The organism is Chitinophaga qingshengii (assembly GCF_014529935.1).
GTDB classification, from domain to species: Bacteria; Bacteroidota; Bacteroidia; order Chitinophagales; family Chitinophagaceae; genus Chitinophaga; species Chitinophaga qingshengii.
The window spans coordinates 582,162-604,460 of the sequence record NZ_JACVFC010000004.1 but is presented as its reverse complement, the minus strand read 5'-3'; the positions used below and the strand labels follow the sequence as shown (position 1 = coordinate 604,460).

Genomic DNA, 22,299 nt, shown 5'->3' with positions numbered 1-22,299 from the left:
AACAGTTATGGCTTCAGTAACGTGATATACCCTTTAAACTCCTGCCACTGGCCGGTTTCATCCTTTACCCGCAGCAGGTAGAAATAAGTACCGGCGTTCAATCCCTTCCCGCTCCAGTTTTGTGTATAGCCTTTCTGCTCAAATACATGGTTACCCCAGCGGTTCAGGATAGTCAGTTCATTAACGGGATAAGCTTCCAGTCCGCTGATCACAAACACCTCATTCACGCCATCTCCATTGGGCGTAATGGCGTTAGGAATATGCAGCGCCAGTACTTTCAGCTGGTGGGTACTGGAATTGTTCTGCAGTTGGTCGTCATTTTCATGGGCGGTAACAGTGGCTGTATTATTGATTTGTCCCCCTTCGAGCACTTTTACTTTGATAGTCAAAGAAGCGGTGGCACCGGTTTTCAGCGCATCTATATTCCATAATATCGTATGCTCGCTGGCCTGGTAAACGGCTGCGCCTACCGTCGGTCCAAACAGGCCGTCATAAGCAACATGACGCGGCAGTTTATCCGTTACCACAATACCGGATGCACTGGCAGGCCCTTTGTTCACCACGGTCAGATAGTAATTGAAGGTGCTATTCACCCGGACATTCCCATTGTCGGCAGTTTTAATGATCTGCATATCGGCATCCGGGCCAGGTCCGGTTATTTCAGCGATTATCACCGGGTCCGACCGGTCCGACATACATCCGTCACCGTTATATGCTTCCACGGTATACCTGCCCGGCGTAGAGGTGATGTATTCCTTCCCGGCGGCGCCGGACACAGGAATACCATCACGGTACCACCGGTAGTGCAAAGCATCTGAAGTGGCAGCGGTCAGTTTTACCTGCTGACCAGGCATGATATACCTGGTTGGCGGTTGCTGCGCAACAGCAGTCAACCACCAACACAGGAAAAAAATAATAACGGCTACTTTTTTACCCATAAGCGGATTACTGGATCGTAATAACCGGTTTACCAGGTTTAGGTGTAACGGTGATAACAGCCGGGTTGGAACCGGATTGAGTGGTAGCTGCATAATCACCACAGCCCTTCACTTTATAGGTTACTTTTACGCTGTAGGTAAATTTCCTGTCGGCGCCTCCCGTGGCGGTTACAGCAGGTTCTGTCACTGTATAGTTTGCATCTGTACCTACCTCTGTCTTTGATCCGGTCACACCCACTTCTTCTTTAGACCAGGAATAGGTCAGTTCAAAATCATCCACTGTCAGGTCTCTCAACCCTTTTACTTTTCTTGGCGCAGTAGCAAATGTTACGGTGCTGTTCATTTTAATGGCATTAGTACCGGTTGGCGCGCCATTCGCGGCACAATATTTAAGTGAAGTAGTAGAAGGATCTACAACGGATGTAACCGTAAGATCAGGTAATACATAAACCGTGAAGATCACCGCATCGGCCGGACACTCAGATGCGCCGGTGGAAGCTATCACCTGGTAGGTATGCCAGCCAGGGGTGGCGGAAGCTACTGTCAGCACTTCGTTTGCCGCGGTGAAGGTGCCGGCGGGCAAGTCCACCGGATCTCCGTTTGCATCAATCTCTTTCCATGCCCAACTGGTATAGGGCACCGGCGTGCCGGTTGTCACGGTAGGATCTGTGGCACTGGAGGTGAGTTTAAATCCGGACTGCTCCTTACAGAACAAGGTTGTACCGGTAGCAGTAGAGGTTCCCTTCGCCGGGTCATCGCTCACCGACAGATCAGCGGGCGATTTAATCTTTTGTGCCTGCACACTTATCGTAGTGCACAATAACAAAACAGCGAACACGCACTTTAAAACAGGGGTCAGAGAAACGGGATGGTAAGGCCGGCGGATGTCGAAAGTAGCAATTTTCATATGTTAAGGGTTTAATTGAATGGTGACTACAGGTTTTCCCGGACCAGGGTCCACTACAACGGTAACGGGCACACGATTTTTAACGGCTCCGTTACAGCCGTTCCTCACGCCTTCCACATACCAGGTATAGTTACCGGCAGCAGTGATGACAGGCGTATAGGACAGCCCGGTCGTCAGCAGGGTATTATCTGCCTTATACCAGTAATAGGCAGCACAGGGGTCCGGATTAGTGATCTTAAATTTCAGTTTATCTGCCTCTTTGATACATACAGGACCGGCATGGAAATCCCCATTGATAGCCAGGGAGTACGTCGGTATCGGCGACACTATCTTTACATCATAGATTCTGAGAGAAGAAAGCGCATTTACCAGTCCGCCCAATTGTATGTCAATCCGGTCGAAAGCCGCCGGGATAGCGGCAGTCAGGATTTGTTTCGTTCCGGCGCCGGCCAGTAAGCGCAAATTGAGTAAAGTGCCGTTGCTGGTAATAGGCGGGCCTGCCGGTATACTTCCCAGATAGGGTTGAATCACAAATCCCGTGAGCAGGCCGAGGTCCAGTAACCCGCCACCGGCATCCTGCAATACAATATATACGGAATCGCCCGCACTGGCAGGCGTGTTCAGCACTACGGTTTCAAATACCTGGCTCAGTACCTGTACGCCGGTATTCAGCTGTGCGTAGGTGAGCAGGGACGGATCATTATCAATCGCATTCCATTTATTATCCACCCAACTGGTGGCAGACAAGAGGCTAACACCGCCCGCCCTCGTACCCGCCAGCACATCCACAGGGCGGGTGCAGTCAACATTGCCGGGCGCCGCTGTCATGATCCAGGCATCATAAATATCAATACTGAGCGCCAGTCCGAGCACGCCGGAAAGTTTGATGTATACGCCGTTATAGGCTACCGGATTACCGGAAGCATCTTTAGGAATGAAGTTCAGTTCCATATCACCGGTACCGCTTAATAAAGAAAGCAGGTCCCCGATAGCGTATGCTGCGCCGACGAGTTTTTCTGCACCAAAACGGTCATATACAAAAGGCTGAACGGTAACAGCGGTACCTACCCCCAGCAAACTTTTTGAGTACGTGGCTTTGATACTCACCGGCGTACCCGCGGCCACCTGCGAAGGGAAATTCAGGTACGTTGAAGCGTAAGTTAGGCCCAGCAGGGGAATAGGTGCATTGAGTGTGGCGAAAGTAGTGGGTTTCCCGTCTGCAGCCTGTGCCGGGTTATCCACCGAACCAAGTAAGACAGCTGTTTTGTAACCGGTAGCATATTTTCTTATGGCAGGTATGGGGCAGCCGGTTTGGGCATATAACGAGGAAGAAAGAAGGAGTGTCAGTTGACAGATAATGACAGCAGTCCACCTGCAAACTACAGGTAATAGGGTATTGGTTGCTGCATTCCATGTATACACTCGCATAAGGGATATCGGGTCACATCGGGATTTGGTACGGTATGGCTAATGTAGCAGAATAATGAGTACCACAGCGAGTTTCAGCCTTGAATGGATAAAATGAATAAGTGAACCGGCAGGAGAGAAAATGCACAAAATGAACAACAGCAGGCAAATATTTTACATAAAATAAAATACACATTACATCATAAACATATTTGAATTAATACGTAAAAACTGGCATGAAATTGAGGAGGGGAAATTTTTAAAAAAAAAGGATCATGTGGGGATGGAAACAAAAAAGGGCTTCTCCGATAGAGAAGCCCTTTTTGTTTTAGTACCACGTACGGGAATCGAACCCGTGATTCCTCCGTGAAAGGGAGGCGTCTTAACCCCTTGACCAACGCGGCGTATCGTTTTGGGATTGCAAAAGTACATTATTGTTTGATATTTCCAAAAAAAATTTTGGTAACCCAAATTTATATTGAATAATAAGCACTTTGATTGTAAATTCGCTCTCGATTTTTTCATACTCAAATCACGACAAAAATGGGAACTACTCTCAAAATTGGTATTAATGGATTCGGCCGTATCGGTCGTTTGGTATACCGCCAGATTTACAAAATGCCCGGCATTGATGTGGTAGCTATCAATGACCTTACCAGCCCAACCGTGCTGGCGCATTTGCTGAAGTACGATTCAGCGCAGGGTAGGTTTGATGCAGAAGTTAAACATTCCGACAACGCAATTAATGTGAACGGCGAAGATGTGAAAATATATGCACAGAGAGACCCGTCTCAAATTCCCTGGAAAGACCATGGTATCGACGTGGTGATAGAATGCACCGGCTTCTTTACCGATAAAGACAAAGCTGCTGCACACATCACCGCCGGCGCTAAAAGGGTTGTAATTTCCGCTCCTGCTACCGGTGATCTGAAAACGATCGTTTTCAATGTTAACCACGAACTGCTGGATGGCAGCGAAACAGTTATCTCCTGCGCTTCCTGCACCACCAACTGCCTGGCTCCTATGGCCAAAGTACTGCAGGACAAATACGGTATCGTTACCGGCCTGATGACTACCATCCACGCGTACACCAACGACCAGAACACCCTCGATGCTCCGCATCCGAAAGGTGACCTGCGCCGTGCCCGTGCTGCCGCTGCCAACATCGTTCCTAACAGCACCGGCGCCGCTAAAGCTATCGGCCTGGTTCTGCCTGAACTGAAAGGCAAACTGGATGGTAACGCTCAACGTGTACCTACCATCACCGGCTCCCTCACCGAGCTGACTACCATCCTCAGCAAAAAAGTAACGGCTGAAGAAGTGAACGCCGCTATGAAAGCAGCTTCCAACGAATCTTTCGGTTATACCGAAGATGAAATCGTTAGCTCCGACGTCATCGGTATTCACTACGGTTCCCTGTTCGACGCTACACAGACTAAAGTACTGACTGTTGGCGATCAGCAACTGGTTAAAACCGTTTCCTGGTACGACAACGAAATGAGCTATGTATCTCAGCTGGTACGTACTGTGAAGTACTTCGCCGGCCTGATCAGCAAATAACCAGATCGTATCCCCGGCAGTTCTCCTGCCGGGATACCTTTTTTACATTCCGCGGAACAACTACACCATAGCAGCAGATAGGCCAGATCAACTTGGTTACACTCGCTTTGTGCTGTTGGCCCGCGGTTTTTTTATGGCTAAACCATTATCTTAAATTCGCTACATATGAGCAAATTCTCTGACTATAATTTCAATGGACGCAAAGCCCTGGTCCGCGTGGATTTCAACGTTCCCCTGAACGATAAATTCGAAATCACGGACGATACCCGCATGCGGGCTGCTGTTCCTACCATCAAAAAAATCCTGAAAGATGGCGGTTCAGTTATCCTCATGTCCCACCTCGGCCGCCCGAAAGATGGTCCGACTGACAAATACTCCCTCAAACACCTGGTATACCACCTCATCTCCCTGCTGGGCGGCGCTACCGTGAAATTTGCGGCTGACTGTGTAGGTCCTGTTGCACAGAAAGCTGCGGCTGACCTGCAAAGAGGCGAAGTACTGCTGCTGGAAAACCTGCGTTTCCACAAAGCAGAAGAGAAAGGAGATGCCTCTTTCGCGGAACAACTGGCTAAACTGGGTAATGTATACGTAAACGACGCCTTCGGTACCGCCCACCGCGCACACGCCTCCACAGCGGTAATCGCCCAGTTCTTCGCTAAACCCGACCGTATGTTCGGCCTCCTCATGGAAGCAGAAGTAACCAACGCGGAAAAAGTACTGAACAACGCTACCGCACCTTTCACCGCTATCCTCGGCGGCGCTAAAGTGAGCGATAAAATCCTCATCATCGAAACACTGATGGACCGCGCCAACAACATCATCATCGGCGGTGGTATGGCGTATACTTTCCTGAAAGCACAAGGCAAAGAAATAGGCAACTCCCTTTGCGAAAATGATAAACTGGACCTGGCCAACGAACTGATCGAAAAAGCCAGGATCAAAAACGTACAACTGATCCTCCCGGTAGACTCCGTAGCGGCCGATAAATTCGCTGCTGATGCGGCCACCCAGGTCGTTTCCAACGATAATATCCCCGCCGGATGGATGGGCCTCGATATCGGACCCGCTTCTGTAGAGCTCTTCGCTAAAACTATCCAGGCTTCCAAAACCATCCTGTGGAACGGTCCTATGGGCGTTTTCGAAATGGAAGCGTTCCAGAAAGGCACCAAAGGCGTGGCAGACGCTATCGTAGCGGCTACCGCAGCCGGCGCATTTTCACTCGTAGGCGGCGGCGATTCCGTAGCGGCGGTTAACCAGTTCAAACTGGCCAGCAAAGTAAGCTATGTGTCTACCGGCGGCGGCGCGATGCTGGAGTTCTTCGAAGGCAAAGTACTGCCTGGCATCTCCGCTATCTAAGCCAGCAGCAGTATTATTAAATCATTACGGATTTGCGGGGAACAATCAATAACACCCTGCAAATCCGTATTTTACTTTTATAATTCACCTTATGAAAAAACGCCTTCTCCTCTACCCGGCTATCATCGGGGTGTTCGGGGTGTTGATATGGGTCATCCTCGAAAAAGGACGGCTGCTGCCGGTAAAAGCCGTGACGGCCGTTACCGCCACCGCCGCTCCCACTGCAACACATGCAGCCGGCAGCGACTGGTGGCAATATTTCGAAAACCTGAAACATCCGCTGAGCCTGTTGTTATTACAGATCGTCGTGATTATGCTGGTGGCCCGCCTGTTCGGTATACTGGCCAATAAAATAAAACAGCCGGCTGTAGTAGGCGAAATCATTGCAGGTGTATTACTCGGTCCTTCCCTGCTGGGCTGGACAATGCCCTCCTTCTCCGCTTTCCTTTTCCCGGCGGAATCGCTCAAAACACTGCAGTTCCTCAGCCAGATAGGACTGGCCTTCTTTATGTTCATCGTAGGGATGGAACTCGATATCAGCAAAATCAGGAGTAAAGCCCATGATGCGGTGATGATCAGTCATGCCAGCATTATTGTGCCCTTTTTCCTGGGCGTATGGCTGGCCTATTACCTGTTTACCGGCTTCGCCCCTGCGGGTGTCAGCTTCCCCGCTTTCGCGCTGTTTATGGGCATTGCCATGAGCATTACCGCTTTCCCGGTGCTGGCCCGTATTGTGCAGGAAAGGAAGCTTACCGGCACGCCTTTGGGCACCATGGCCATTACCTGCGCCGCCGCCGATGACGTCACCGCCTGGTGCCTGCTCGCCGTAGTAGTGGCTATTGTAAAAGCCAGCGGGCTCATTAGTGCGCTCATAACTATTTTAATGTCGGTGGTATTTGTGGCTACGATGCTGTGGGCGGTACGTCCCTGGCTGGCCCGCACGGTACAACGGCATCTTGCCCGCAAACGCCAGAAAGCGGCCATTTCTGCCGTTTTCCTGACTTTATTACTCTCTGCCCTGGCAGCGGAAGTAATTGGCATACATGCCCTCTTTGGCGCCTTCCTGGCGGGCGTGATCATGCCTCAACAGGCAGACATCAAACAACTGCTGACCGACAAACTGGAAGATGTCAGTGTTTTGTTATTACTCCCTATCTTTTTTGTGTATACCGGTTTGCGTACGCAAATCGGCTTATTGAACCAGGGCCATCTCTGGGTGGTATGCGGTATGATTATGCTGGTAGCCGTTTCCGGCAAGTTTGGCGGCAGTACGCTCACTGCCCGGCTGATGGGACAAAGCTGGCGGCAGTCGGTTTCTATCGGGGCGCTGATGAACACCCGGGGCCTGATGGAACTGGTAGTGCTCAATATTGGTTATGACCTGGGTATCCTCTCTCCCGAAATCTTTGCCATGATGGTATTAATGGCACTGGCTACCACTTTCATGACCGGGCCGTTGTTAGACCTGGTTGCTTTCAGCGAAAGAAAAAAGGGATTACTCGCGGTATAACCTTATCGGATATACATAAAACAACTGTCGATCATCTGCATAAAAGACAAACAAAAAACCCGTGCTGGCCTTACCAACACGGGTTTTTTATTTATTTTTCAAGAAGATGAACTACTTTTTGTGGGTAGTTTTCTTTTTTGCAGATGTATGCTTTTTAGCACCGGTATGTTTTTTAGTGCTGTGGTGTTTTTTAGTACCCGCGGCAGTCGCTTTTTTAGCGGGTGTTACTCTTTCAGCCGGCATTTTAGCGGGCGGCGGGAATTTGGTTTTATCCACACCTACTGCTTTATCATCCAGTGTCATTTGTAAAGACTCTTTCAGCATCTCGTCTCTTTCAGCCAGGAACAGCTTCATTTTTTCTTTCGGGATGCGCAGGTCGTAGTTATTTTCCGGGCTGGCCATGGCTTTAGCAAAACCGGGATTGTAACGGTCAAGCTCAGCTACGGGCAGATCCAGCTTTTTAGCGATTGCTTCCAGGCGGTATTTACCGGTAACGTTGATCTCTACACTGCTGTAGATTTCGTCTTCTGTCAGCGGACCTCTTGCTACGGCGGCAGCGGCGGCCGGAGCGGCGGTATTATCTGCCACAGGCATGCCGGGTTCATCGCTCACACCGAAGAAGTTGTTGAATCGATCGAGGATATAACCGGTAGCAATAAATTTATACACATGGTTACGGGATTCTGCGGGCAGGAAATACTGCATACCCCAGAAATCTTCACGACCGCTGGCCTTCATAGCGCGTTGTACGCCACCGGGACCACAGTTGTAGGCAGCTACCACCAGCAGCCAGTCATTAAACTGATCGTACAGCTGGTTCAGGTACTGGGCAGCGGCCAGGGTAGATTTGTAAAAATCTTTACGCTCATCTACTTTTTTACCCACGTTCAGACCGAAGATGCGGGCGGTACCGGCCATAAACTGCCAGGCGCCTACGGCTCCTACTCTGGAACGTGCATTGGTATTAAAGCTGGATTCAATAACAGCGAGATATTTCATCTCTTCCGGGATACCGTGATCACGGAAGATTTTTTCAACCATGGCGAAATAAGGCTGGCCTCTTTCGATCATGATCTGCAGATGCTGACTATACCGGGTAGCGTAGTTATTTACATAACCGGCCACCAGGTTATTGTTGATCTGTTCATACACTTTAGCGCTGCGAATAGTATTCGGCAGGCTCTGGGCAGCTTTTTTCACTGCCATGGTGGTAGGAGTAGGTGCTACAGAGTCTTTCGGCAAATGTACTTTGCGGAATTTCACTGTAGTGTCGGGCGAGACCAGTGGTAACGCCGTCTCTTTAGGTACGCTGTTGCTACCCATCACTTTCACACTCCCCAAACTCAATGCTGGCAACAGCAATAGTAAAAAGATTTTTCTCATACAATTTATTTTAAACAATCGGTGCCCTGTCAGTTGCCATTAATTGGTTGGCAATTTGTAACAAGGCCGCTTCGTCAAATTTCTTTGTGATGATCTGTACACCGTATGGCATTCCGTTTGAATGCCGGCCCAACGGCACTGAAATAGCCGGGACCCCTGCCAGATTAGCCAGTACCGTGTATATATCAGCCAGGTACATGGCAATCGGGTCTTCTGTTTTCTCTCCTAGTTTGAAAGCTGTCGACGGCACCGTTGGCATCAAAATGGCGTCGAATTCGTTCAGTATCTCGTTTAGCTTGTCTGTAACTAATCTCCTGACTTGTTGTGCCTTCGTATAGTAGGCGTCGTAATATCCCGCGCTCAACACAAAAGTCCCCAGTAATATACGACGTTTTACTTCTTTACCAAATCCTTCGGACCTGTTTTTTTTGTAAAAGTCAACCAGATCCAGGTCTTTTTCCTTGGTCCGGTGTCCAAATCTGACACCGTCATAACGGGACAGGTTGGAGGATGCTTCTGCGGTGGTCAGCACATAATAGGCCGGCACCACATAGTCGAGATAGTCGAAACCTTTACCGGTAACGGTATGTCCGGCTTCCACCAGGCTTTCAAAGAGGTCTATATACCCATCCTTCATTTCAGCATCCAACCCTTCATGGTACTGGGCATCTCTTAAATACGCTAATCTGTAGTTTTTATTGTGTGACAGATTTTGCTGATAATCAGGCACATCCATTTGGGCGGCCGTACTATCGAACTCATCAGGCCCTGCAATCACCTGCAGAACCGCCGCCACATCCGCAATATCCTTGCCGAAAATGCCTATCTGATCAAAAGATGACGCATAGGCGAGCAAACCATGACGGGAAATACGGCCATATGTTGGTTTAAGACCAATAATACCGCAAAAATCAGCCGGTTGGCGAACGGAGCCGCCTGTATCACTGCCCAGGCTAACCAGGCAAAGATTAGCCTGAACGGCTACGGCTGAACCTCCCGAAGAACCTCCCGGTACCCGGGTATTGTCCAACGCATTGAGAGTAGGACCGTAAGCTGAGTTTTCATTGGTAGATCCCATCGCAAACTCATCGCAGTTGAGATTGCCGATAATAATCGCGTCGGCAGCCAGCAACCTTTCTACAGCCGTGGCGGAATAAAGCGAGGTAAACCCTTCCAGTATCCTGGAAGCGGCACCCACATGATGGCCTTGGTAGCAGATCACATCTTTAATACCTACCACTACTCCTGCCAGGGCGCCTACCGGTTGACCGTTCTTGATCCGTTCATCCAGTTCCCGCGCCTTGTCCAGGGCTTCCTCCTCATACACTTCCAGGAAGGCATTCAAATGCTTTAACTGCGCTATCCGGTCCAGGTAACCACGTACCTGCTCCGCACAGCTTGTACTGCCGGCGTATAATGCTTTATGAAAAGTAGTTATACTGCTGAATTCAGTCAAAGCTAAATCAGTTAAAATATTAAAATCGGAATATTAATGCTCTACGCCGGATTATGCGTTGTGCTGAGCATCAGTTGGCTTAGTAGTGTCGGTAGTAGCGGGTTGTACAGGTTTTTCCCTCATACCTTCTTCGATTTCCTGACGCACGTTGTTTTTGGCATCATTAAACTCACGGATACCTTTACCCAGGCCGCGCATCAGTTCAGGAATTTTTTTGCCTCCGAACAGCAGTAATACCACAACGGCGATCAGCAGCAGTTCAGACATGCCAATATCCTGGAGAATCAAAAATGAAGTCATTTTCTGTGTTTGTTTAGTTATCGATGATAGTCTGCAAAGATAACCATAAAATCTGCTTTTTCACCCGTTGGGATTGTTAAAACCGGAGATTTAATGGCATTTTAAGACGCGAAAAAAGCGGAGCCATAAACGGCCCCGCTCGTAACTAATTTCCCTGTATTTTATTATACTAAACCCTTTTTTCTTTGATACGGGCTTTCTTACCAGCACGTTCACGCAGGTAATAAAGTTTCGCTCTTCTTACTTTACCTACCTTGTTCAGTACGATAGAATCGATATGAGGAGAGTAAAGCGGGAACAGCCTTTCCACACCAATACCGTCAGAAATTTTTCTAACAGTGAAAGACGCAGTAAACCCTGTACCCTGGATTTTCACCACATCACCTTTAAAGGACTGAATCCTTTCTTTATTACCTTCCACGATTTTATAATTGACAGTGACGTTGTCGCCTGCTTTAAACTTCGGGTACTGTTTGTTAGCTGTCAGTTGTTCGTGAACAAACGAAATTGCGTTCATCTTTCAAATATTTATGGGAGTGCAAAAGTAAAACAAGAAATGGCATTTACCAAATTAAATCACGAATAAATGTTGAGATTATCCACTCTTTTTCCGGATTTGCCTGTGGAAAACCAGACATTGCCATTTATGCTATTTTCTAAGTCATTAGTTTACAACAGGTCAGGTCGACGAGCCTGGGTTCTTTCCAACGCCTGCTGATGTCGCCATTCGTCAATTTTTTTATGGTCGCCGCTCAACAGCACATCGGGCACTTTCCAGCCCCGGAAATCTACCGGGCGGGTATATACCGGCGGCGCCAGCAGATTGTCCTGGAAAGAGTCAAATAAAGCGCTGGTTTCATCATTCAGCACCCCGGGCAGCAACCGCCCGATGGCGTCTACCAGCACCGCAGCTCCCAGCTCCCCGCCGGACAATACATAATCGCCGATGGAAATCTCCCTGGTAATGAAATGGTCGCGGATACGCTGGTCGATCCCCTTATAGTGACCGCAGAGCATCAGCAGGTTGCCTTTCATGGATAGCTGGTTGGCCATCGGCTGGTTCAGCGTTTCCCCGTCAGGCGTCAGGTAGATGATCTCATCGTACTGTACTTTGGCCTGCAGCGACTCGATCGCATTCACAATCGGTTCCAGCATCATCACCATACCGGCGCCGCCCCCAAACTGGTAATCGTCCACCTGGCCATGTTTCAGGTTGGAATAAGCACGCAACGGGTGTACATGTACTTCCAGCAACCCCTTCGCCTGTGCCCGCTTCATAATGGAATGAGAAAGCGGGCTTTCCAGGAGTTCAGGTAATACTGTAATGATATCTATTCGCATAATTGATTTTGCTTTGGCCGGCGTATGGTGCGGCAGCCATCATAAAATTATCTTCGTCTGTTTCCCCGGGCTCCAGGCTAAAAACAGCCCACGTCACTGCACGAACCCGAAATCCGGTTGATGAACGTCGGCCCGGCAACATCTTCGCCCGGGGTTTCAACCCTCCGTATACAATTCCACCAGCCCTTCCGGCAGGTCCAGGTGTACCAGCTGTTTTTTGTGGTCCACCTTTACCAGTGACTGTTCATTAACCGGCAGCAGGGCTTCTTTTCCGTTGATCTGTACTTTTATCAGCACCTGCATAGGCATTTCGATCACTTCTTCCACTGTTCCCAGCAGGCCGTGGCGGGCATCTTCCACCGTGAAGCCCAGCAGGGCCAGCGGCGACGAGGAGGCTGTTTGCGCCTTAAAATCATCTTCCTGCAGGTATACCTGCCCGGGCATGAGCTTTTGGGCGGCCTCCTTGGAATCTACGCCTTCCAGGCGGATGTATACATGCTCGGCATCTTTCACCGTCACCTGTTGCAGAAAATAAGGAATAAAGCTATTCTTCCGTTCTTCCAGGAAAATGGCGCCCACCCCTTTGAGGGATGATCTTTTGCCGAGGCTGTGCCGGAGCAGCAGCTCTCCCTGCAATCCGTGTGCAGACACCAGCTTTCCTATGCTGAAATAATTATTCATCCGTGTTGAAATTAAAAAAGGAAACATTTGCGATGCAAACATTTCCTTTTTCAGGTATTTGTTAAAACGTTGCCGTTTTATGCTTCTGTACCTTCTCCTTCTGCAGGTGCAGCGGGAGCAGCAGGAGTGTCTTCTACCTTTCTAACGATTGGAGCAGCAACTCTTGCTTTTCTGTGACCGTCGCGGCGGGCAGAAACTTTCTGTTCGTGTTCAGCTTGCCATTGTGCGAACTTTTGGTAAGCAGTAGGTTCGTCGAACAGGTTCAGTGTAACACCTCTTAACAGGTGTTTCAAATACAATACACCTTTGAAAGACAAGATCCGTCTAACAGTGTCGGTAGGCTGAGCGCCTTTCTGCAACCAACGCAATGCTTTTTCAGTATCGATGTTGATGGAAGCCGGAACTGTTAAAGGATTGTAAGTACCGATTTTTTGGATGAATTTACCATCTCTTGGAGCGCGAGCGTCGGCTACTACGATAAAATAGAAAGGCCTCTTCTTGGCGCCATGTCTCTGCAGTCTGATTTTTACTGGCATAAATAAGTCGAGTTATTTTTTGCGAGTTAGGAAATATTGTTTAATTAGGGATGCAAATGTAACTTTCTAATTCATATTTGCAAAAAAAAGTTTGCCGGGCAGTATTTTTTACTTGACCAATCCTCTCAAACCCTTGCCACCAGCGCCAAACTTATTCATCATTTTCATCATCTGGCGCATCTGTTCAAATTGTTTCATGAACTGGTTCACGTCCTGGATGTTTTTACCGCTGCCTTTGGCGATACGTTTACGGCGGCTGCCGTCGATCAGGTCCGGGTTACCACGTTCGTCGGGGGTCATGGAGTTGATCATGGCCTCTATGCCTTTGAAGGCATCGTCGCTGATATCCAGGTCCTTAACGGCTTTGCCCACACCGGGGATCATGCCCATCAGGTCTTTCAGGTTACCCATTTTTTTGATCTGCTGGAGCTGTTCCCGGAAGTCGTCGAAGTCGAACTGGTTCTGACGGATCTTTTTCTCCAGCTTTTTAGCCTGTTCTTCGTTGAACTGGGCCTGGGCGCGTTCCACGAGGGTGGTGATATCACCCATGCCGAGGATACGCTGCGCCATACGTTCCGGATAGAACACGTCGAGCGTGTCCATCTTTTCGCCCATGCTCACGAACTTGATCGGCTTGGTAACGGTGTAACGGATCGTCAGGGCCGCACCACCGCGGGTATCACCGTCCAGTTTGGTGAGTACCACGCCGGTAAAGTCCAGGCGGTCGTTAAACGCTTTGGCGGTGTTTACCGCATCCTGGCCGGTCATGGAGTCCACCACGAACAGGATTTCCTGTGGCTTCACGGCGTTTTTCACGTTGGCCACTTCGGTCATCATCACTTCATCCACCGCCAGACGGCCGGCGGTATCGATGATGATGATGTTATTGCCATTGGCTTTTGCGTGTTTGACCGCGTTTTCTGCGATCTGCACTGCGTTTTTATTGTCGGGTTCGTTATACACTTCCACGCCGATCTGTTCGCCCAGTACTTTCAGCTGGTCAATCGCCGCCGGACGGTAGATATCTGCCGCCACCAGCAAAGGTTTCTTTGCTTTTTTGGTTTTGAGGAAGTTAGCCAGTTTACCGGAGAAGGTGGTTTTACCTGAACCTTGTAAACCAGCGATGAGTATAACGGAGGGATTTGTTTTGATATCAATTTCCGCTTCGGTGCCGCCCATCAGCTCTGCCAGTTCGTCTTTCACGATCTTCACCATGAGCTGTCCGGGAGAGATGGCGGTCAGCACCTTTTCTCCCATGGCTTTATCCTTTACTTTATCAGTAAATTCCTTGGCTATTTTGTAGTTCACGTCGGCATCCACCAGGGCGCGGCGGATTTCTTTCACGGTACTGGCGATATTGATTTCCGAAATACGGCCTTCCCCTTTAAGCTGCTTAAACGCGGAATCTAATCTCTCTGATAATGATTCAAACATTGTTGATATTTTAAACGGACAGCAAAATTATTGTTTTTGGGTGAGAATATGTTGAGAATGTTGAGAATATCGGCCTTCCGGCAACCGGAGGGCGTTCGGGGCTGTCCAGGCACAAAAAAATAGCGGAGACAGGGGACCTTTCCGGTCCCGTCTCCGCCAAAGCGTTTATATCCAACAATCGTAATTCGTAAATAATCTTATCCCAGGTAGTTCCGCAGCAGTTTGCTTCTGGAGGTGGTCCTGAGCTTAGTAATGGCTTTGTCCTTGATCTGGCGAACTCTTTCGCGGGTCAGGCCAAATTTTTCCCCGATATCTTCGAGAGACATGGGATGTTCTACCGCGATGCCGAAATACAGCATGATCACATCTTTCTGGCGGTCGGTGAGGGTAGACAGGGATCTTTCAATTTCCCGGCGAAGGGAGTCATGGTGATCCAGTTCCTCATCGGCGCTAACGGCGTTTGGATTTTCGAGCACGTCCAGCAGGGAGTTGTCTTCCCCGTCGATAAACGGCGCGTCCATAGACACGTGGCGGGCAGCAACACCCAGGGTAGCTTCCACTTCATCGGTATTGATTTCGAGGATAGTGGCCAGCTCATCCGGTGATGGCTCCCTTTCAAACTCCTGTTCCAGCTGGGAGTATGCCTTGCTGATCTTGTTGCTGAGGCCTACTTTGTTGAGCGGCAGCCGCACGATCCTGGATTGTTCTGCCAGTGCCTGCAGGATGGATTGACGAATCCACCATACGGCGTAGGAGATGAATTTAAAACCGCGCGTTTCATCAAAACGTTGAGCAGCTTTAATTAACCCCAGGTTGCCCTCGTTGATCAGGTCACTGAGTGACAGACCCTGGTTCTGATACTGTTTGGCAACGGATACCACAAAGCGGAGATTAGCTTTAGTCAGCTTTTCCAACGCTCTTTGATCGCCCTGCTTGATCCGGATAGCGAGATTTACCTCTTCTTCCGGCGTAATTAAATCCACCTTCCCAATCTCCTGCAAGTACTTCTCGAGGGACTGAGATTCCCTGTTGGTAATGGATTTAGTGATTTTAAGTTGGCGCATTGACATAGAGTCGGAACAGTTACAGGTTAAGAAAAAGTTAAGATTTGATGAATGCCTGACAAAAATAACTTTTTTTAGAAGGCAACCAAAAAAAATCTGTCGTTTTTAAATCATTTCCAAATAAAATCGATTGATCTTTAAGAGCTTATTATTTTTTCGCAAAAACCGCTACCGATATAGCTTGAGCCGCCACCATCACACAACGGACGATTATAAATTGTAAATATTTATAATATTTGTAAAATATGTAAGGTGTTCATATATTCTTCAGATTAATTAAAAAAAAACAGTAAATTATTTTGATAGAATAAAATATTTTCTATAATTGCAACCTGATGATATTGATTTACTAATTATTTGAGAGATGTCTAAGAAAGTGCTTTACGAGTTGGAATTCCCGGTTAGGTGCTCCCCCGGTATCCTATACGAATTCCTGTCAACCCCCGCAGGCTTGCAGGAATGGTTCGCAGACAGGGTCGACTTCAGGGACAACGTGTTTTCCTTTTCCTGGAATGGCAGTGCTGAAGAAGCGGAGATCCTGGAACAGGAGGAAGATGAATTTATCAAATTCCACTGGCTGCACGCCCCCAAAGAAGAATACTTTGAATTCCGTATTCAGATATCAGAAGTCACGAATATGACCATTTTGGTGGTTAAAGACTTTGCTGAAAAGAGAGAGATTAAAGACCAAAGCCAGCTTTGGGAATCCCAGGTAAAAGATCTGTTCCATCGCATCGGAAACTAATCACGACCTTTCACCAGTACATTGAGTAGGGTCGCATACGCCTCCACTATATCAGTTATTATTTCTCCCCAGCGTTCCAATGCAAACGGTTTCGCCAGTTTAATAAAGTTTTTCCGGCCAACCAGCCTTTTCCAGTCTTCTAAACACATATCACCTATGGGCCGGTAGTTTCCATTTTCAAAGTCATGTTCCCATGGATCATCGGGCAGGTATACCTGAAATCCGGCAGCCGCCAGTGGCGCATATGCCGTTAACAGGGATGCCTCAAACCGCCTTTTGACGTCCCCCGCCAGGTGCAGGGTACCCACAAAATAATGCCCCCACCAGAACATACTGCGAAAAGCAAACACCTCCGTTTTACTGAAATACCGGGGATAATCGAGGATCACCCACGGTAAGGACTTGTACTGCTCCCCTTTTGATATTTTAGGTCCCTGTTGCAGCCACTCCGGCTCAAAAGGGAAATCTGACGCTGCATCATAGGCCGCCAGGGCTTCCTGCAACCGTCCCATCAGCGCCATCACCTTGGCGATCGCCTTATTTTTCAGCTCCATCACCCGTGGTGTAAACACAATCGCGGCCTCTTCCGGCGTCAAATAAAAATTTTCCATATAATTTAACGGTATTTTCAGGGCTCCTTTAACACTCCTTTGTGAAATCGTGCTACCTTTGCACGCAAAGTAACAAAGTAAGCAAAGAATGCTAAGAGTAGTCCCCTCACGCCCGGTTTTCCTGTAAATCTTTGCGTTGGACCTTATCTTAGCGCCAGCTTTGTGCTCTTGGCTAACCTTGCTGCTTTGCGAGAAAAAATCAGGCATTATCAGTGAAGAAACTCGATAAATTAATTATTAGAACCTTTCTGGGCCCCTTTGTGGCTACCTTCTTTGTGACGCTTTTCGTACTGGTAATGCAGTTCCTCTGGAAATATGTGGATGACCTGGTAGGAAAAGGACTGGACACGATCGTGATTATTCAGTTGATCGCCTACACCAGCGCCACCCTGGTAACCCTGGCACTTCCCCTGGCCGTATTGCTGTCATCTATCATGACATTCGGGAACCTGGGCGAAAGCTTTGAGCTGGTAGCCCTGAAATCGGCCGGTATTTCCCTGCTGCGTTTCATCCGCCCTCTCATGGTAGTCTGCTCCATCGTTGGGGTACTGGCGTTCCTGTTTGCCAACTACGTCATCCCCGTGGCCAATCTACAGGCTAAATCACTACTATACGATATTACCAACTCCAAACCGGCCTTCAATATCAAAGCCGGCGTGTTTTACCGCGATATTCCGGGGTATACCATCAAAGTCGCCCAAAAGGATAAAGACAACCAAACCATCCACCAGGTAATGATCTTCGATCACTCCACCGGCGGCGGGGCAGGCGACCGGATCATCCTGGCGGAAAAAGGCCAGATGGTGCTGACCGCCAACAAACGTTTCCTCTACTTCATCCTGGAAAACGGATGGAGATACGAAGAAAGAGGCAACCGCGGTTATACCGTCCCCGGCGACATGATCCGTCTGGGTTTCAAAAAATACAGTAAGGCCTTCGACCTGAGCTCTTTCGCGTTTAACCGCCTCAACATGGACCTGTTTGCCTCCAACCAGCAAATGCTCAATATCCGGCAGCTGGACGTGGCGATCGATTCCCTGCAAAAGGCGCAGAACATATTCAGCCGGACAGTCAATGCCTACGTAAGCGTACGTTTCCCCTTCTACCGCTGGAAAGATTCCGCCTGGGCCGCTACCGTACCACCGCTGAAAGTGAAGGATTTTGAAGAAATGATCCCGGAGAAAAGCCGCCGCAATGTGCTGGACCGGGCAGAACAGAGTGTACGGGAAACTTTAAGCTCCCTGGAAGCTCCTACAAAAGAATATTCTGACAAACACAGCGTTATATTATTGCATAAGGTGGAATGGCAACGTAAATTCACCCTGGCAGCCGCCTGTGTAGTGATGTTCCTGATCGGCGCCCCGCTGGGCTCTATTATCCGTAAGGGAGGACTGGGTACGCCGCTGGTGTTCGCCGTCATCTTCTTCGTGATCTTTAATATATTTTTCATGATCGGGGAAAAGATGGCCCGTAGCGGCGTAATGTTTACCTGGTCGGGGATGTGGTTATCAAACATTGTGCTGTTGCCGATTGCCGGCTTTTTGATTTATAAAGCCATGAATGATTCCAACTTATTCAATAAAGAATTTTATTTTCGCATATATCAAAAAATAAAAAAGTTCTTGCAAAAGTTTAGACGTAACACGTTTAAAAAGCAACCTACAATTTAAAACCTACAGAATTGAAAACGCTGTTTACACTGTTCAGAAAGAATGCTTATTTCTTTCTGCCCTTCCTGTTGTGGATCATCGTGGGAGGAGTAATGTTGGCTACCTACAGTCAACGTGAGTTATTTCTTGGTATTAACGGGGAACACTCATCGGCTGGGGATGTATTGGTCACCGGGATCACTTATCTCGGGGATGGTATTATGTTTGGGCTGATCCTGCTGCTGATGCTGGTCATGCAGAAGTTCAGGGTATTTTTTGTTGGTCTGGCAGTATTTCTGCTGGCAGCGCTTGTCGTGCAGGTAGCCAAACACTATTTTAATGCGCCCAGGCCCATCAGCTATTTTGGCGATGAAGCAGCGTCATTGGTACATACCGTGAAATGGGTGACCGTACATAGCAGCTGCAGTTTTCCTTCAGGACACTCTGCAGTGGCTTTTGCCATGTTCAGTTTCCTGTCAGTTCTCCTGCGCAATAAAAAGCTGGGATTACTGTTTATTGTATTAGCACTGACTGCGGGCTATTCCCGCATTTACCTGGCACAACATTTCTTTGCGGATGTATATGTGGGCAGCATCGTAGGAACCCTGAGCACTATTATTATTTGCGGGTTCTTCCGGTTCCAGGACTCAGCTACTTCTCCGGAAGTCTGTACAGAAGCCGTCGTCAACGCCAACGCCGCGTAAACCCGAAAATTTTTCAAAGGAGCAAAGTTCGCAAAGATCAGCACCTTTGCGAGCTTTGCTCTTTTGCTTTTTTGCTGTTTTCAGCAAGCCCGTAATGCTTATTTTTTATAAAACGTGATAATGAAATACCTGTTGATTGCCTTGGTGGCAGCCCTTTTATTTATACCGTTCCTGGGGGCTGTACACCTGTTTGATTGGGATGAGATAAACTTTGCAGAAGCAGCCAGAGAAATGATCGTCAGCCATAACTATAGTCAGGTACAGATCGATTTCCGGCCCTTCTGGGAAAAACCACCCCTGTTCATCTGGATGCAGGCCGGCAGTATGCTGCTTTTTGGTGTGAATGACTTTGCGGCCCGTTTTCCTAATGCAATCATTGGTATCGCCACCCTGCTCACCCTCTTTACCATCGGTAAAAAACTGGCGGATGAGAAACTGGGTATGTGGTGGGCGCTGGTATATGCCGGCTCCTGGCTTCCTCACTTTTATTTCAAATCGGGTATTATCGACCCCACCTTTAACTACTTTATTTTCCTGGCAATTTATTTTGCGTACCGGATAGCCCATAGTGCCCAATCCTACCGCATGGCTATGCTGAGCGGTTTTTTCCTGGGACTGGCCGTGCTCACCAAAGGTCCGGTAGCCATCCTGGTCGCTTTACTGGTGCTGCTGGTGTACTGGCTCTGGAATAAATTCCGGATCAGCATCAAACTGGCGCACCTGGGACTCATTACCCTTTTTGCGGCTATCACTACCCTGCTTTGGTTTGGTTATGAAATTATCGCCCATGGCTGGTGGTTTGTCAATGAATTTGTGACCTACCAGATCCGGCTGCTCACCACCGAAGATGCCGGTCACGGCGGTCCCTTCCTCTACCACTGGATAGTACTGCTGGTGGGTTGTTTTCCGGCCAGCATCTTTTTGTTTTCGTATATCCGTGGCAGAAAAAGGTCCATTTACGGGCGTCCCCCCGCTTCCGAACAGAAAGACTTTAAAGTGTGGATGTGGATATTATTCTGGGTAGTGCTGGTCCTGTTCTCGATTGTAAAGACCAAAATTGTACACTATTCTTCCCTGTGTTATTTCCCGCTGTCTTACCTCGCAGCCTACCAGGTGTACAAGCTGGCTGCCGGCAGACTGCGCCTTCGGAGCTGGGACATCGTGCTGCTTTGTGTGATTGGTATTATACTGGGCATTGCCATCGCTGTATTGCCGCTGGCGGGGGTTTACAAAGACATGCTCATTCCCTATATCGGGGATAAGTTTGCCGTAGGTAACCTGCAGGCGCAGGTATCCTGGTCTGTCGCCGAAACCGGCTACGGTATCGCCTATATTATACTGGTGATCGTGAGCGCCGTGCTGCTGACCAGGAAAAAGACCACCAATGGGCTGATATGTTTATTTGTGAGCACTATCCTGATTTTACAGGTGACCGTTGTGCATTTTGTACCTAAAATAGAACGTTATTCCCAGGGAGCGGCGATCGACTTTTTCATCTCCCTGCAGGGGAAAGATGTGTATGTGAAAGCCCTGGGCTATCATAGTTATGCCCAGCATTATTATACCCGGGAGCAGCCCCATGCCAATAAAAACTATTACGATACCAACTGGCTGTTGAACGGCACTATTGACAAACCGGCTTATTTTATCTGCCGCATCACGGATGCAGAAGCGTTCATCCATCATCCTAACCTGGAAGTGATTGGAGAAAAGAATGGTTTTGTGTTCCTAAAGCGTAAATAAATCGCATGCTACAATGCAAAACCAGGGGGGCGAAGTTCAGTTGAACTCCGCCCCCCTGGTTTATATGGATTTGCGGTTACGCGTTGTTGTATCTCTTTTCCACTTCATCCCAGTTTACCACGTTCCAGAAGGCGTTGATATAATCCGGGCGTTTGTTCTGGTATTTCAGGTAGTAGGCATGTTCCCATACATCGAGGGCGAGGATGGGCGTACCTTTTTCCTTCACAATATTGTGCATAAGCGGATTGTCCTGGTTAGGCGTATTGATCACAGACAACTTTTTACCAGGACCTGCGATCAGCCATGCCCATCCGGAGCCGAATTGTGTTTTACCGGCGTCGTTGAATTTTTCCTGGAATTTTTCCCAGGAGCCGAAATGGGTATTGATCGCTGCTTTCAGTTTATCGGAAGGTGTTGTTTTTTTAGGAGACAGCAGGGTCCAGAACAGGGAGTGGTTATAGTGCCCCCCGCCGTTGTTGCGGATACCTTTGTCTTTGTCTCCGGTGGTTACTTTATGCAGTATTTCTTCCAGTGACAAGGTAGCGAAAGGAGTACCCTTTATGGCCTCATTGAGGTTTTTCACATAAGCGCCGTGATGTTTATCATGGTGCAGTTCCATGGTCATTTTATCGATATAGGGTTCCAGTGCATCATAAGCATAAGGCAATGGCGGTACAACGAAGGGGGCTTTCGGGTCGTCGAAGCTGGTTTTCGTGGTAGTAACGGGTACGGCCAGGCTACTCAGCGGGCCGCTGAGGGCAGCTACGCCAGCCAGGCTGGTTAGCTTTATGAATTCTCTTTTGTTCATATTGCAAGGATTGAAATTTGTTATGTAAAAAAGACAGATACAAATCTAACTTTAAAGGGAATTCATTGCAGCAAAATTTACACCAATAGCAACAGGTATTATTACAGGCAAAATAAATAAAGATGCCTATACTGTTGAATACCAGTGCCCCACATGTTAAGTGTTT

General features: G+C 48.5%; 21 protein-coding genes and 1 tRNA gene. 7 read left to right on the top strand and 15 right to left on the bottom strand.

Features of this window, described 5'->3' with window-relative positions; genetic code table 11:
* Positions 1–5: 5 nt before the first annotated feature.
* The 4 genes from ICL07_RS26900 to ICL07_RS26885 all read right to left on the bottom strand — a co-directional run bounded on the left by ICL07_RS26900 (position 6) and on the right by ICL07_RS26885 (position 3,656).
* A complete protein-coding gene (locus ICL07_RS26900) occupies positions 6–938 on the bottom strand; it encodes a T9SS type B sorting domain-containing protein (protein ID WP_188091142.1) in 933 nt (310 codons plus the stop codon).
* 7 nt (positions 939–945) lie between these two features.
* Complete coding sequence (locus ICL07_RS26895) at positions 946–1,845, bottom strand: hypothetical protein (protein ID WP_188091141.1); 900 nt, start codon at positions 1,843–1,845, stop codon at positions 946–948.
* A 3-nt stretch (positions 1,846–1,848) separates the two neighbouring features.
* Positions 1,849–3,273 (bottom strand): immunoglobulin domain-containing protein, encoded by a 1,425-nt coding sequence (locus tag ICL07_RS26890; protein ID WP_188091140.1) that lies wholly within the window; start codon positions 3,271–3,273, stop codon positions 1,849–1,851.
* Between the two features lie 311 nt (positions 3,274–3,584).
* Positions 3,585–3,656 (bottom strand) — tRNA-Glu (locus ICL07_RS26885).
* A 139-nt stretch (positions 3,657–3,795) separates the two neighbouring features.
* Between ICL07_RS26885 and gap the strand changes: the two genes are divergently transcribed.
* From gap to ICL07_RS26870, 3 genes are all read left to right on the top strand, one after another.
* On the top strand, positions 3,796–4,812 hold the full coding sequence (gap, locus tag ICL07_RS26880; RefSeq protein WP_188091139.1) for a type I glyceraldehyde-3-phosphate dehydrogenase: 1,017 nt from the start codon (positions 3,796–3,798) through the stop codon (positions 4,810–4,812).
* Positions 4,813–4,977: 165 nt separating this feature from the next.
* Positions 4,978–6,168, top strand: coding sequence for a phosphoglycerate kinase (locus ICL07_RS26875; protein ID WP_188091138.1), 1,191 nt, complete (start codon positions 4,978–4,980; stop codon positions 6,166–6,168).
* A 91-nt stretch (positions 6,169–6,259) separates the two neighbouring features.
* A complete protein-coding gene (locus ICL07_RS26870; protein ID WP_188091137.1) occupies positions 6,260–7,678 on the top strand; it encodes a cation:proton antiporter domain-containing protein in 1,419 nt (472 codons plus the stop codon).
* A 111-nt stretch (positions 7,679–7,789) separates the two neighbouring features.
* Here the strand turns inward: ICL07_RS26870 and ICL07_RS26865 are convergent, their stop codons facing one another.
* The 9 genes from ICL07_RS26865 to ICL07_RS26825 form a co-directional block, all read right to left on the bottom strand.
* Positions 7,790–9,061, bottom strand: coding sequence for a lytic transglycosylase domain-containing protein (locus ICL07_RS26865; protein WP_188091136.1), 1,272 nt, complete (start codon positions 9,059–9,061; stop codon positions 7,790–7,792).
* 10 nt (positions 9,062–9,071) lie between these two features.
* Positions 9,072–10,517, bottom strand: a complete 1,446-nt coding sequence (gene gatA / locus ICL07_RS26860; protein ID WP_188091135.1) for an Asp-tRNA(Asn)/Glu-tRNA(Gln) amidotransferase subunit GatA — start codon at positions 10,515–10,517, stop codon at positions 9,072–9,074.
* Positions 10,518–10,568: 51 nt separating this feature from the next.
* A complete protein-coding gene (locus ICL07_RS26855) occupies positions 10,569–10,817 on the bottom strand; it encodes a Sec-independent protein translocase subunit TatA/TatB (RefSeq protein WP_188091134.1) in 249 nt (82 codons plus the stop codon).
* A 169-nt stretch (positions 10,818–10,986) separates the two neighbouring features.
* Positions 10,987–11,334 carry a 50S ribosomal protein L19 gene (rplS, locus tag ICL07_RS26850; protein ID WP_188091133.1) on the bottom strand — a complete coding sequence of 116 codons (348 nt, stop codon included), beginning with the start codon at positions 11,332–11,334 and terminating at the stop codon, positions 10,987–10,989.
* A 152-nt stretch (positions 11,335–11,486) separates the two neighbouring features.
* Entirely contained in the window at positions 11,487–12,158 is a 672-nt protein-coding gene (gene trmD, locus ICL07_RS26845; RefSeq protein WP_188091132.1) for a tRNA (guanosine(37)-N1)-methyltransferase TrmD, read from the bottom strand.
* Between the two features lie 156 nt (positions 12,159–12,314).
* Positions 12,315–12,839, bottom strand: a complete 525-nt coding sequence (gene rimM / locus ICL07_RS26840; RefSeq protein WP_188091131.1) for a ribosome maturation factor RimM — start codon at positions 12,837–12,839, stop codon at positions 12,315–12,317.
* Between the two features lie 77 nt (positions 12,840–12,916).
* The gene (rpsP, locus tag ICL07_RS32760) at positions 12,917–13,375 is read right to left on the bottom strand and encodes a 30S ribosomal protein S16 (protein WP_188091130.1); all 459 of its coding nucleotides are present in this window, start codon (positions 13,373–13,375) and stop codon (positions 12,917–12,919) included.
* 108 nt (positions 13,376–13,483) lie between these two features.
* On the bottom strand, positions 13,484–14,809 hold the full coding sequence (gene ffh / locus ICL07_RS26830; RefSeq protein ID WP_188091129.1) for a signal recognition particle protein: 1,326 nt from the start codon (positions 14,807–14,809) through the stop codon (positions 13,484–13,486).
* 197 nt (positions 14,810–15,006) lie between these two features.
* Positions 15,007–15,873, bottom strand: a complete 867-nt coding sequence (locus tag ICL07_RS26825) for a sigma-70 family RNA polymerase sigma factor (protein ID WP_078670220.1) — start codon at positions 15,871–15,873, stop codon at positions 15,007–15,009.
* A 364-nt stretch (positions 15,874–16,237) separates the two neighbouring features.
* Between ICL07_RS26825 and ICL07_RS26820 the strand changes: the two genes are divergently transcribed.
* Entirely contained in the window at positions 16,238–16,618 is a 381-nt protein-coding gene (locus tag ICL07_RS26820) for an START-like domain-containing protein (protein WP_188091128.1), read from the top strand.
* Here ICL07_RS26820 and ICL07_RS26815 read toward each other — a convergent pair.
* The gene (locus ICL07_RS26815; protein WP_188091127.1) at positions 16,615–17,229 is read right to left on the bottom strand and encodes a hypothetical protein; all 615 of its coding nucleotides are present in this window, start codon (positions 17,227–17,229) and stop codon (positions 16,615–16,617) included. The two genes, ICL07_RS26820 and ICL07_RS26815, sit on opposite strands and share 4 nt — an antisense overlap.
* 212 nt (positions 17,230–17,441) lie before the next feature.
* Here ICL07_RS26815 and ICL07_RS26810 point away from each other — a divergent pair, with 212 nt between their 5' ends.
* From ICL07_RS26810 to ICL07_RS26800, 3 genes are all read left to right on the top strand, one after another.
* Positions 17,442–18,899, top strand: a complete 1,458-nt coding sequence (locus ICL07_RS26810; protein ID WP_188091126.1) for an LptF/LptG family permease — start codon at positions 17,442–17,444, stop codon at positions 18,897–18,899.
* An 11-nt stretch (positions 18,900–18,910) separates the two neighbouring features.
* Positions 18,911–19,582: a phosphatase PAP2 family protein gene (locus ICL07_RS26805; RefSeq protein WP_188091125.1), complete on the top strand. Its 672-nt coding sequence runs from the start codon at positions 18,911–18,913 to the stop codon at positions 19,580–19,582.
* 120 nt (positions 19,583–19,702) lie between these two features.
* On the top strand, positions 19,703–21,325 hold the full coding sequence (locus tag ICL07_RS26800) for an ArnT family glycosyltransferase (RefSeq protein ID WP_188091124.1): 1,623 nt from the start codon (positions 19,703–19,705) through the stop codon (positions 21,323–21,325).
* Between the two features lie 76 nt (positions 21,326–21,401).
* Here ICL07_RS26800 and ICL07_RS26795 read toward each other — a convergent pair whose 3' ends face one another.
* Complete coding sequence (locus ICL07_RS26795; protein WP_188091123.1) at positions 21,402–22,133, bottom strand: superoxide dismutase; 732 nt, start codon at positions 22,131–22,133, stop codon at positions 21,402–21,404.
* Positions 22,134–22,299: the final 166 nt, after the last annotated feature.

Excerpts from the sequence above, each read along its gene's own strand:
- ICL07_RS26900 (WP_188091142.1), bottom strand. The coding sequence starts at position 938 with ATGGGTAAAAAAGTAGCCGTTATTATTTTTTTCCTGTGTTGGTGGTTG.
- ICL07_RS26895 (WP_188091141.1), bottom strand. The coding sequence starts at position 1,845 with ATGAAAATTGCTACTTTCGACATCCGCCGGCCTTACCATCCCGTTTCT.
- ICL07_RS26890 (WP_188091140.1), bottom strand. The coding sequence starts at position 3,273 with ATGCGAGTGTATACATGGAATGCAGCAACCAATACCCTATTACCTGTA.
- gap (WP_188091139.1), top strand. The coding sequence starts at position 3,796 with ATGGGAACTACTCTCAAAATTGGTATTAATGGATTCGGCCGTATCGGT.
- ICL07_RS26875 (WP_188091138.1), top strand. The coding sequence starts at position 4,978 with ATGAGCAAATTCTCTGACTATAATTTCAATGGACGCAAAGCCCTGGTC.
- ICL07_RS26870 (WP_188091137.1), top strand. The coding sequence starts at position 6,260 with ATGAAAAAACGCCTTCTCCTCTACCCGGCTATCATCGGGGTGTTCGGG.
- ICL07_RS26865 (WP_188091136.1), bottom strand. The coding sequence starts at position 9,061 with ATGAGAAAAATCTTTTTACTATTGCTGTTGCCAGCATTGAGTTTGGGG.
- ICL07_RS26855 (WP_188091134.1), bottom strand. The coding sequence starts at position 10,817 with ATGACTTCATTTTTGATTCTCCAGGATATTGGCATGTCTGAACTGCTG.
- rplS (WP_188091133.1), bottom strand. The coding sequence starts at position 11,334 with ATGAACGCAATTTCGTTTGTTCACGAACAACTGACAGCTAACAAACAG.
- trmD (WP_188091132.1), bottom strand. The coding sequence starts at position 12,158 with ATGCGAATAGATATCATTACAGTATTACCTGAACTCCTGGAAAGCCCG.
- rimM (WP_188091131.1), bottom strand. The coding sequence starts at position 12,839 with ATGAATAATTATTTCAGCATAGGAAAGCTGGTGTCTGCACACGGATTG.
- rpsP (WP_188091130.1), bottom strand. The coding sequence starts at position 13,375 with ATGCCAGTAAAAATCAGACTGCAGAGACATGGCGCCAAGAAGAGGCCT.
- ffh (WP_188091129.1), bottom strand. The coding sequence starts at position 14,809 with ATGTTTGAATCATTATCAGAGAGATTAGATTCCGCGTTTAAGCAGCTT.
- ICL07_RS26825 (WP_078670220.1), bottom strand. The coding sequence starts at position 15,873 with ATGCGCCAACTTAAAATCACTAAATCCATTACCAACAGGGAATCTCAG.
- ICL07_RS26820 (WP_188091128.1), top strand. The coding sequence starts at position 16,238 with ATGTCTAAGAAAGTGCTTTACGAGTTGGAATTCCCGGTTAGGTGCTCC.
- ICL07_RS26815 (WP_188091127.1), bottom strand. The coding sequence starts at position 17,229 with ATGGAAAATTTTTATTTGACGCCGGAAGAGGCCGCGATTGTGTTTACA.
- ICL07_RS26800 (WP_188091124.1), top strand. The coding sequence starts at position 19,703 with ATGAAATACCTGTTGATTGCCTTGGTGGCAGCCCTTTTATTTATACCG.
- ICL07_RS26795 (WP_188091123.1), bottom strand. The coding sequence starts at position 22,133 with ATGAACAAAAGAGAATTCATAAAGCTAACCAGCCTGGCTGGCGTAGCT.